Annotated in this window: 6 protein-coding genes and 1 tRNA gene; 4 read left to right on the top strand and 3 right to left on the bottom strand. The window is 60.2% G+C overall.

Features of this window, described 5'->3' with window-relative positions:
• Window positions 1-339: 339 nt before the first annotated feature.
• The 3 genes from GY791_01285 to GY791_01275 all read left to right on the top strand — a co-directional run bounded on the left by GY791_01285 (window position 340) and on the right by GY791_01275 (window position 5518).
• Complete coding sequence (locus GY791_01285; GenBank protein ID MCP4327057.1) at window positions 340-855, top strand: transposase family protein; 516 nt, start codon at window positions 340-342, stop codon at window positions 853-855.
• Between the two features lie 393 nt (window positions 856-1248).
• Window positions 1249-3192 (top strand): hypothetical protein, encoded by a 1944-nt coding sequence (locus GY791_01280; GenBank protein ID MCP4327056.1) that lies wholly within the window; start codon window positions 1249-1251, stop codon window positions 3190-3192.
• A 295-nt stretch (window positions 3193-3487) separates the two neighbouring features.
• Entirely contained in the window at window positions 3488-5518 is a 2031-nt protein-coding gene (locus GY791_01275; protein MCP4327055.1) for a hypothetical protein, read from the top strand.
• Between the two features lie 591 nt (window positions 5519-6109).
• Here the strand turns inward: GY791_01275 and GY791_01270 are convergent.
• Window positions 6110-6186 (bottom strand) — tRNA-Met (locus tag GY791_01270).
• A 296-nt stretch (window positions 6187-6482) separates the two neighbouring features.
• Here GY791_01270 and GY791_01265 point away from each other — a divergent pair.
• A complete protein-coding gene (locus GY791_01265) occupies window positions 6483-7427 on the top strand; it encodes a glycosyltransferase family 9 protein (protein ID MCP4327054.1) in 945 nt (314 codons plus the stop codon).
• Between the two features lie 76 nt (window positions 7428-7503).
• Here GY791_01265 and GY791_01260 read toward each other — a convergent pair whose 3' ends face one another.
• Both GY791_01260 and GY791_01255 read right to left on the bottom strand, forming a co-directional pair.
• Window positions 7504-8508, bottom strand: a complete 1005-nt coding sequence (locus tag GY791_01260; protein MCP4327053.1) for an agmatinase family protein — start codon at window positions 8506-8508, stop codon at window positions 7504-7506.
• 288 nt (window positions 8509-8796) lie between these two features.
• Window positions 8797-9240: a hypothetical protein gene (locus GY791_01255; protein MCP4327052.1), complete on the bottom strand. Its 444-nt coding sequence runs from the start codon at window positions 9238-9240 to the stop codon at window positions 8797-8799.
• Between the last annotated feature and the right edge of the window lie 213 nt (window positions 9241-9453).

The following is a 9453-nucleotide window of genomic DNA, read 5'->3' as shown; positions in this document are numbered from 1 at the left end:
TCATCGAGGAGGTCTACAATTCCAGACGGCTCCACTCCGCGCTCGGATATCGGAGCCCACAACAGTTCGAGGAGGATCACGCCCGGCAGCCGGTCAAACCAGCCGCCTGATTGGTGTCCAGCCCCTGGGGGTCACTCCACAGGGCGGAGTAAAACTAGTCCACTTGATGTGATGCCGAATGTGGTGTTGCGGGTTGTCCCGGTAGTCCTTAGGAGGGAACCGCGCTGCTTCGAGTAGCGCTTTGCACGACGCGAAGCGAAGTACATGATAGAGCGGCAAGGGCCACCGTCTCAAACGCGGAAGACGTTCCTGCGAAACCACGCAGACGGCATCGCGGCGATCGACATGTTCGTCGTCCCCACACTCGGGTTCAGGCTGCTCTACGGGCTGGTCGTCCTTGAGCACGGTAGTCGCCGTCTCATTCACATTGCGGCAACCCATCATCCAACAGCCGAGTGGATTTCCCGACAGATCGTCGAGGCGTTCCCTTGGGATGAAGCGCCGGACTTTTTGATACGTGACCGGGATGCTTCCTATGGAGTCGTGTTTCGACACAGGATAGCTGGAATGGGAATCCGAGATCGACCGATCGCGCCGCGATCTCCCTGGCAGAATGGATATGTCGAGCGGATCATTGGGTCGATCCGCCGCGACCTGCCGGACCATGTGGTCGTGCTGAATGAGCGGCATCTGCGACGTCTGCTGCGCCGTTATGAGGACTACTACAACGAATATCGGACCCATCTCGGTCTGGCCAAAGACACACCGAACGGGCGGCCGATTCACGCGTTCGGGACGATCCAGAAAATACCTTTACTAGGCGGATTGCATCACGCCTATCTACGGACCCAATAATCGGTAGGGACAACTATGGCCATCAAGGTTTCACGCGCCGCGAACGAGAGCGGCTGGAGAACGCTCTTCCGATTATCGAGGCACTCTCCAATCGGCGATGGGGAAACCCGCAGGGCCGCCCAAGCGTGGCGCCCGGATTTTCCTTGGAGAACGCAGAAGCACTAGGGAAGATCTAGAATCTATTCTAAACTGCGCCAATTAATCTTCTTAGCAAAGAGCCGTACTTGGGGATAACTGAAAAACGTGTCGATGCGTGGGCGGCGATTTCGAGTCAGCGGAGATGGCCTGCGCTGGATTGTGGTCCAAGCGGACCGTCCGTTAACGCTTTTCGCGCGTTTGGTGGACAACCGTTGATCCACCCGCGTCAACTCTTTTGATGTTGGGGCCGATTTGATGGCCTCGGGCGACGTGTCAGCCGAGGCCGGCCGGATCGCTCTGGCGGTAGAGGACGCGTGCGCCTATTTGGGCCCCAGCCTTTTCGCGCCGTGCGCGGCGATCCATCTTAAAGTAGCGCTCGCCTCCGGATTGTTCGCTGTCGATGAAGCGACCCGGCGAAGCGTCTTGGGCCGGCTTCGGAAAAGTCTCGTCGGGGATAGGTTCATCGCGTTGTCGCGGGGTCAGGGCAACCGACCGCGCCGCTTCCTGCCGACCCTCATCGTCGAATTGGCAAGCGGTTTCCAGGCCCAGACGACCGGATGCCCGCCGGCCAGGTCATGGATTGCCGATGAACCGAACACGAACATCGTTCACGTCTGTTTCGAATACGAGGATTGGTCGATTGGCGCCGCCGCTGGGATGTTGGCGGTCGCTCATTTGAATGATGCGGTCGCGCGTGAACGGCCCGACCTGTTCGATCGGGATGAGGACTACGATTTCTCAGAAATGCATGCGGCTTTTCGTAACCTGGTCGAGTTGGATCGACCGCCGGAGAAAACCACTAGCCTCGTTCGTGAGGCGCGCGCGCGGCGATTGCCCATCGCCGTGACCGAAGATTTCATCGTCGAGATCGGCCACGGCTCTCGAGCACGCAAATCAACGGAAATGAGGCCGGGCGAGTCAGCCGGCTCTTTCTTGGACAGGATCTTTCACGATCCCGCCGATGCCCGGATCCCGATCGCGGCGATAACCGGAACCAACGGCAAGTCCACGACGTCTCGAATGGTCACTCACATCGCCACCCTCAGTGGCGTTACGACCGGGTGCACGACAACCGACGGCGGTTTCGTCGGCAACGAGAAGGTCCTTGGATATGGATGCACTGGTCCGTACGGAGCCGCCAAGTTGCTCGGCGACGAAAGAGTGGAACTCGCCGTGCTGGAAACGACCCGGGGCGGACTTCTCGTCACCGGTTTGGGGTTCGACCATTGCGCGGTCGCGGCAATCTTGAATGTCGAAGAGGATCACATCGGTGAAAACGGCATAGACACTCTCGACGACATGGCGCGGCTGAAGCAGCTGGTTGTCGACGCGGCCGAACACACGGCCATCCTCAATGCGGACGATGTCCGCTGCGCCGCGATGGCGTCGACATGCCCGGCCAGACACGTTTCATTCGTGACGATGCAGCCCGATCACCCCGGCGTGGCCAACCATATCGAGAATGGGGGGCTCGCCGTACGGCTTGGGACCGTGGATGGGAAAGAAGCGCTTATGCTCATGGAGCACGGAGAAGCTCAGCTGGTCTTGCCGGTGGACGAGATGCCGTCGGTGATGGGTGGCCTTGTGCGGCACAACCTGCAAAACGCCATGTTCGCATCGGCAATCGCGCATGCACTCGGGCTATCCGCATTGGCAATCGCTCAAGGACTGCGCAGTTTCGACTGCAGCTTCGGAATGTCGCCCGGCCGAATGAACTTCTTCGAAGGGTTGCCCTTCCGAGTCCTCATGGATTGGGCCCACAACGAACATGGCTTTCGGGCCCTACATCGGACGATTTCGCGCATTCCTGTCAGCGGTCGCCGAATCGGCGTGGTGACCGTCGGTGGCGGTCGGACCGATGGTCAAATCGTGGATATCGGAGCCCTGATGGCTGGTTGGTTCGACCACTATATTTTGTACCACTGGGACGATCGATACGGGCGCGCACCGCATGAGATCCCGAAGTTGATGCGGGATGGATTGATCATGTCCGGCGTCGATGCCGCCAACGCCGTCGCGATCCCGGATCCGGTAAGTGCCCTCGACACGGCTCTTCGGATGTGTCGGCCCGGAGATTTCCTCACCATTGTGCCGTACGATAACGATGCCACGTGGGCGCGGCTCAAATCGTATCGGCGCGCGGTTTCCGGCCGCAGCACGGTCGGCCGGTCACGGCCGCGCGCGGGCGGAGATCTGTAGGCTCCCGATGGCCGGGGGAATAGACGATGCGCCCGCGGTCGCGCCGGACGTGGCACCGTCTTCACTGGTCGCGGTGACCGATTCGGCGGTCTATGTCGGGCCGAATTTGTTCGTCCCACACAGCGCTATTCGATTTCGCGTTGTCGTAGCGGGCGACCTGATTCGTTTGGATCGCGTTACAGCACGAAACGCTATCGCGACGATTGCAGAGCGTTTGAAGCGTTCACATTTAACGTTCGAACTGCCAAGAATTTCCGATGACCCTGCCAGACGCTGGCCGGAATTGATCGCGAACTTGGCGCTAGATATTCAGAATGTCGCCACTGCCGCGAGTTTGCGGCAATTCGACTTGCGCGCCCAACCGAACCCGTCGGTCTGCGACATCTGTTTCGACTACGAAGATCCGATAGTTGGCTTGGCCGCTGGATCGATGGCGGTCGAGTTGGTCGATGACACGCTGTCAGCCACCATTTGCAATGACGCCGGGTCTGAGAGCAGCATTGACTTCGACGGTGTGGTTCAAGCCTTTCGCCAATTGCTCCACATGGAGGGCCTGGGGGCGGGTGCTACGGCGATGGCTCGTGCCGCCCGCCGCGGCGGCATTCCCACGCAATTCGCCGACGACGGCGATGTTCAGCTGGGACAGGGCTGCAGACGTATCGTGATTTCGGGGTCGAATCTTGGTCTCGAGGACGACAATGCACTGGAACGCGCCGCCCACAAGGCAAAAACCTGGCGTCTCCTGCAAAGGCATCACATTCCGATGGCGGATCAATATTGCGTCGGGAGTGGCGACGATGCGGTGGCGGCCGCACAAGCCATCGCCGCGCCTGTTGTCGTCAAGCCCGCGGAAACCGGCTCCGGCGTCGCCGTTTCGTTGAGATTGACCGATGCGGACGCGATCCGAGCGGCAATGGCGACGGCGCTCGAGTACGGCCCGGATGTCGTCGTTGAAAGCGTGATCGAGGGCTTGGATTATCGTTTGCTCATCTTCGACGGGCGGTTGATAGCCGCCGCGCGGCGCATTCCGCCAAGCATCGTCGGCGACGGCATTAAGCGGATTCGGGACCTGATCGACGACCTCAACAGCGACCCAAGGCGGGAATACGGCCATCGCAATGTCCTGACCATTGTCGATATCGACGAAGACGTCGAATCGCATTTGGCCGGGCAGGGGTTTAGCTTGGTTTCGATACCGGAGCCGGGGCGCCGCCTCTATCTTCGCGACCGGCCGAATCTGTCGACCGGCGGCAGCTCGATCGACGTCACCGACGACGTTCACCCCGAAAATCGAGACCTCGCCATTCGTGCCGCGCGGGCGATCGGGTTGCGCGTATGCGGCGTCGATCTCATCATCCCGGATATCTCGAAATCATACAGGGAAGTGGGCGGGGCGGTTTGCGAGGTGAACGGCTTTCCGGGACTCCGGATGCACTATGCGCCGAGTGTCGGCGAGCCGCGCGACGTGGCGGGTGAGATCCTCGCGGCGGTCTTTCCACATTCGGCGACGGCCCGCATTCCCGTCGCCGTGGTCGCCGGCGCCAATTCCACGTCGGCAATAAACATGGTCGCGCACATCGCCGGCGTGAGCGGCCGGGTCGTGGGGCGATCGACTGCCGGTGGCGCCTTCGTCGATCGTCAACGGATTCCGAAAGACGACGCCGGTGGATCGATCGGCGCGGCCGCGGTTCTCAGCGACCCGAGGACCGAAATCGCTATTCTGGAGGCCGCACCGGGTGACCTGGTGAAATCGGGGCTGGGCGTCGATCGTTGTCAGGTTGGGGCCGTCCTGAATGTTCGTGATGACCAGATCGCGGGATCCGGTGTCGGAACGCTGACCGATCTCGCGCGCGTCTACAAGATTGTTGCCGACTCTGCGACCGAAGCTGCTGTCCTGTATGCGGATGACCCGTTGTGCGTCGAAATTGCGGCCTTAACGAACGCCGCCCGCATCTGTTTCGTCACCATGTCGACAGGCAATTCCGTCGTCGGCGCTCATATCGTCGACGGAAAACCGGCGGTCCGACCCGAGTGGCGTGAACGCCGGGAGGCGCTCGTTCTCTATGACCACGGGTTTCCCCAACTGAGCGTGAGCATCGCCGGCCCGGCGGCCACTGCGACCGGCCGTACCGGTCACTCTCTTCTGGACGCCGCCTTCGCGATGGCGATCGCCCATGGTCTCGGAATTTCGGCGCAAGACATTGAACGGGGCCTCGAAACCTGCGACGCGCTAAACCGGAGTTCCCTTAAATGGAAACGTGTATGGCTTGATATGAAACGGAAGATTGCTGTTATTGTGTTCCCGGCACTGGGAACGTCTGAATGAGTTTAAGGGCTTGGCTTTGGGTTGGTGTTGGCTCGGAGATCTGTGTCGTTGAGGGGGCTTCGGGATTGCTTTTGAGGCGACATTTGTTGCGGCATCGGGTGCGAGTTCGGCGATCAGGATTTCCATGGAATGGACGGATGATCCGTGATCGGTGCGGCGGCTGGTTCTCTTGCGCTCGGCCGCCGCTGAGGGCTTGGCCGGAGCGACGGGGTCTCGGGTCTTTCGGTCCTGCTCCTGGGTCACATCGTCGAACAGCAGCGATGCCCAGGCGCGGCGCAGGTTGTGCCTCCTGAAAACCCCGTCGGCCGCAGAGACCGTGGCTTTTCGGACCGGGACTGTGTCTCTTCCAAAAACTCAGATTCCGGAACGGAGGCCTGTACGCGTACGCTAGGCGCCACATTCAGTCCTAAGGCGCAATAATCAAAGGATACTGCGACGGACAGAGTTTATAGGAGGGACAGGCTCAAATCATTCCGCGAAACTGGCCTAAACTTGATTCCCGGCGGTACCCATATGGTGCCCAATCGAGAAGAGCCCGCCTCATCTAGGGCGGGCTCTTCATAGTAAGTTATGGTATTTATTGTATTATTTTGGTTGCGGGGGTAGGATTTGAACCTACGACCTTCAGGTTATGAGCCTGACGAGCTACCAGACTGCTCCACCCCGCGTCCGTGTATCTTAGCGGCGTAATATCTATGCCATCCAACTGTCCTTGCCAAGGGCAGTTTTCGCATTTGGGAAAGAAATCAGGGGCGGCCCCTTTTGCGGCCGCAGGGTCGCCCAGCGCTAAGGATTGCGGCTCAATTTCAACCTGACCTGGATCGAGCTCGGCACTTGGCCCCTTCCAATGAGCCTTGCATTCGCGACGATATTTGGCAACCAGAACGGGACGCGCCGCGCCGTGGAACGCCAAGATGTCGAAAATCGATTAACCTGACGCCGATCGCCTCATAGGCCCACCGCAATGACCGAGATCCTGATTATCAAGCCGTCATCGATCGGCGACATCGTGCATGGACTGCAAGTTGCCCAGTCGATCAAGGATCAGGCGCCGGATACCAGGCTGACATGGGTGGTTCGGGACCGGTTCGCCGCTTTGGTCGAGAACTGCGCGGCAATCGACGACATCTTGATTTTCCACCGTGGTCGCGGGCTGGTGTCGTTCAGCCGCCTTTTGGTCGAGATACGACGCCGCCGATTCGACGCCGTACTCGATTTCCAAGGGCTGGCGCGAACTGGCATAATGACGGCGGTTTCGCGGGCCCGACGCAAAATTGGCCGCAGCGACGCACGAGAGGGCGCAGGCTTATTCTATGGCGAGCGCGCGCCGCTGCCCGCCGCCGGTGAGAAGGCGCATGCGATCGATATCCTCCTTGAGTTTCTGCCGATGCTGAATTTAGAGGCGAAAATCGGTACCGCCCTCTCCTACAACCACGCCTCCCATCCACGATTCGGCCAGGGCTTCGACGGCGCCGGCCCGGTCGTGCTCTGCCCGCATAGCCGTCGGGGCGAAAAGGAATGGCCGGGCTTCGAAGAACTCGCCCGGCGGCTTCGGCGCGATCGACCGACGGAGACCATTGTTTGGAGCAGTCACGAGACGCGCGGTGACGCGCCGGTCACAGATGATCCGGGATTTATCGATCTTGGTGGCCGTACAGGACTGGACCAATTGATTACTCTGATCACTCAGGCGCGCCTAGTGGTCAGCAACGACAGCGGTCCCATGCACATCGCTGCGGCGTTGCGTCGCCCGGTCGTTGCCTTGTTCGGGCCGACTTCGGCAACGCGATTCGGGCCCTATCCTCCCGACGCGCCGTCTCACCACGTCATTGTCGCGCCGGGCGGCGATTTGCGCCGGCTGGAGGTCGATACCGTGCTCGCCGAAATCGAGCGCGTCTTGGATCGCTAGGCGCCTGGGCGCCAAGACTGGGCCGTACCGGATGCGGACAGCGCCACCACGAGTGCCGCTGTCGCGGGCTACGAAATCAGACCCGCCCCTTGCCATCGGGATTGGCGATCGTTCCCATCACGTCCATCGCCAGGCGAACGGCGACCCGGGCCGCATTGTTCGCCGGGTCGTAGACCGGACTACATTCGGTGATGACATAGGCGTCGATCCCCTTGCGGGCGAAGCCGCGGACGAATCTGATCATCTCGCGCGGTGTCATGCCGCCGGTTTCGGGCGTCGTAATGCCCGGCACGAACGCCTGGTCCATACAATCGAGATCGGTATGCAGGACGACCTTCTCAACGTCTTCACGCCACACGTGATCGATGACTTGCTCCAGGACCGCCCCTACTCCCTGTTCCTCGATATCCCAAATCGTAAACATTTGGATGCCGTATTCATCAACGAACGCGCGTTCATCGGGCGGATTCAACGCCCCGTTGATTCCAAGCAGGGAAATCGCCTTGCAATTTTCCAGTTCCGCCGTTCGGCTTACAGGACATGCATGGTTTAAGACTTCGCCGCCGACGTCGCGCGCCGTATCCATGTGAGAGTCGAAATGGATATAGGCGAACCCACCCTTCGAACAACTGCGGGATAAGGCTGCAGTTACCGGAATTGGGCAGGAATCGTCGCCGCCAAAGACGAACGGGATCGCACCGGCCTCGACGATGTTGGTGATGCATTCCTCGGCACGGTCGAATGTCTTTCGGGCATTGCCCGGGATGATTTGGACATCGCCGCAATCGACCAAGTTCAATGCGTCAAACAAATCGACCTGAAATTCGCCGTGGTGGCTTATGTAGTGATCGGTTGCGCAACGAATGGCGCGCGGACCCATGGCCGCGCCGGAGCGGCACGTATTGGTGTGTTCCCACGGCAATCCAAGGACCGCAGCCTTAACGTCGGCTTCCTTCAATTGGTCGGTGATCGGCGGCACCACATTGGCTTTGAGAAACGACGGTATGCCGGAAATGAGGTGGGAGGGGAAATCGTCTTGACCTTCTCGGCGACCAAACGTGAGATAACTGTTGTGAGCCAATTTCGAGCCTCCTTTTCAGTTCTTGTTGACGGCTACCGACCGGCCGCCCGCGAATTTCGATCCCGCCACCCATTGTGCCGAGCCAACTTCTCAGAAAGTCTGGCTAAATTTGACAGGCCTGTCAATAATCGGTTCGAGGCGGCTCCGGGCGAGAGCGGCTTCGACACGGCAATAGATGCCGTCCATCGAGCAAACGAGGATAGGCTCGGGGTATGGTGCCGGATCAGTCCAATGCCGGCCGCCGAAGGGCTCAGGCGCCTCTCGGCCATGGCGAAACAAGTCCGTTGATTACTCCGCGAGCGGCATTCCGTTCATGAACTTCCTGCGCAGCTCGGTCCCGTCCTGCAGGGTCATGACCCCATCGCCGTGCATCATTCCGTCCTTGAAATCGCCTTCGTATCGAGCGCCATTCCCGGTCGTCATGACACGCGTACCGTCGAATTTGCCGTCGCGGAAATCACCCTCATAACGGTCACCGGTCGCAGTCACGAATACGCCGACGCCATCGGGCTTCCCGCTTTCCAGCGGTCCCGTATAGCGAACCAGTTCCTCGCCGTCGGCCTCGATGACGAAGACGCCGTCACCGGAGTCGCGGCCGTTCGTACAGGCGCCTGACCAGGTTAGGACTATGTTCGGCGGCGGGTTCGGATGGCCGTGCCAAATGGCGCACCCGGTTCGGCTATCCGTCGCCCACCCATCGGCCGCGACCGATTGGCCGATGCCAATTGTCATTGCGAGCGCCGCAACCATTAGTATGCCAGTGACGGTCGACGGCCGATTGGGAAACCATCTCATTGGATACCTTCGAGCTATGCCCGAAAGTTGGTGACGGGCTGGTCAGGCGGCGTTTTGGATTTGCTTGATGCCGTTCTCGAATCTCACTCCTTGGATGACCTCGTCGAGGTGGTTTGATCCATCGAGCCTGCGCCATTTCTTCCTGGCGCT

The organism is Alphaproteobacteria bacterium (assembly GCA_024244705.1).
GTDB lineage: Bacteria > Pseudomonadota > Alphaproteobacteria > JAAEOK01 > JAAEOK01 > JAAEOK01.
The sequence above is the reverse complement of the archived record's forward strand: the minus strand, read 5'-3'. Positions and strand labels throughout refer to the sequence as shown.

Excerpts from the sequence above, each read along its gene's own strand:
- GY791_01280 (MCP4327056.1), top strand. The coding sequence starts at position 1,249 with ATGGCCTCGGGCGACGTGTCAGCCGAGGCCGGCCGGATCGCTCTGGCG.
- GY791_01265 (MCP4327054.1), top strand. The coding sequence starts at position 6,483 with ATGACCGAGATCCTGATTATCAAGCCGTCATCGATCGGCGACATCGTG.
- GY791_01255 (MCP4327052.1), bottom strand. The coding sequence starts at position 9,240 with ATGACAATTGGCATCGGCCAATCGGTCGCGGCCGATGGGTGGGCGACG.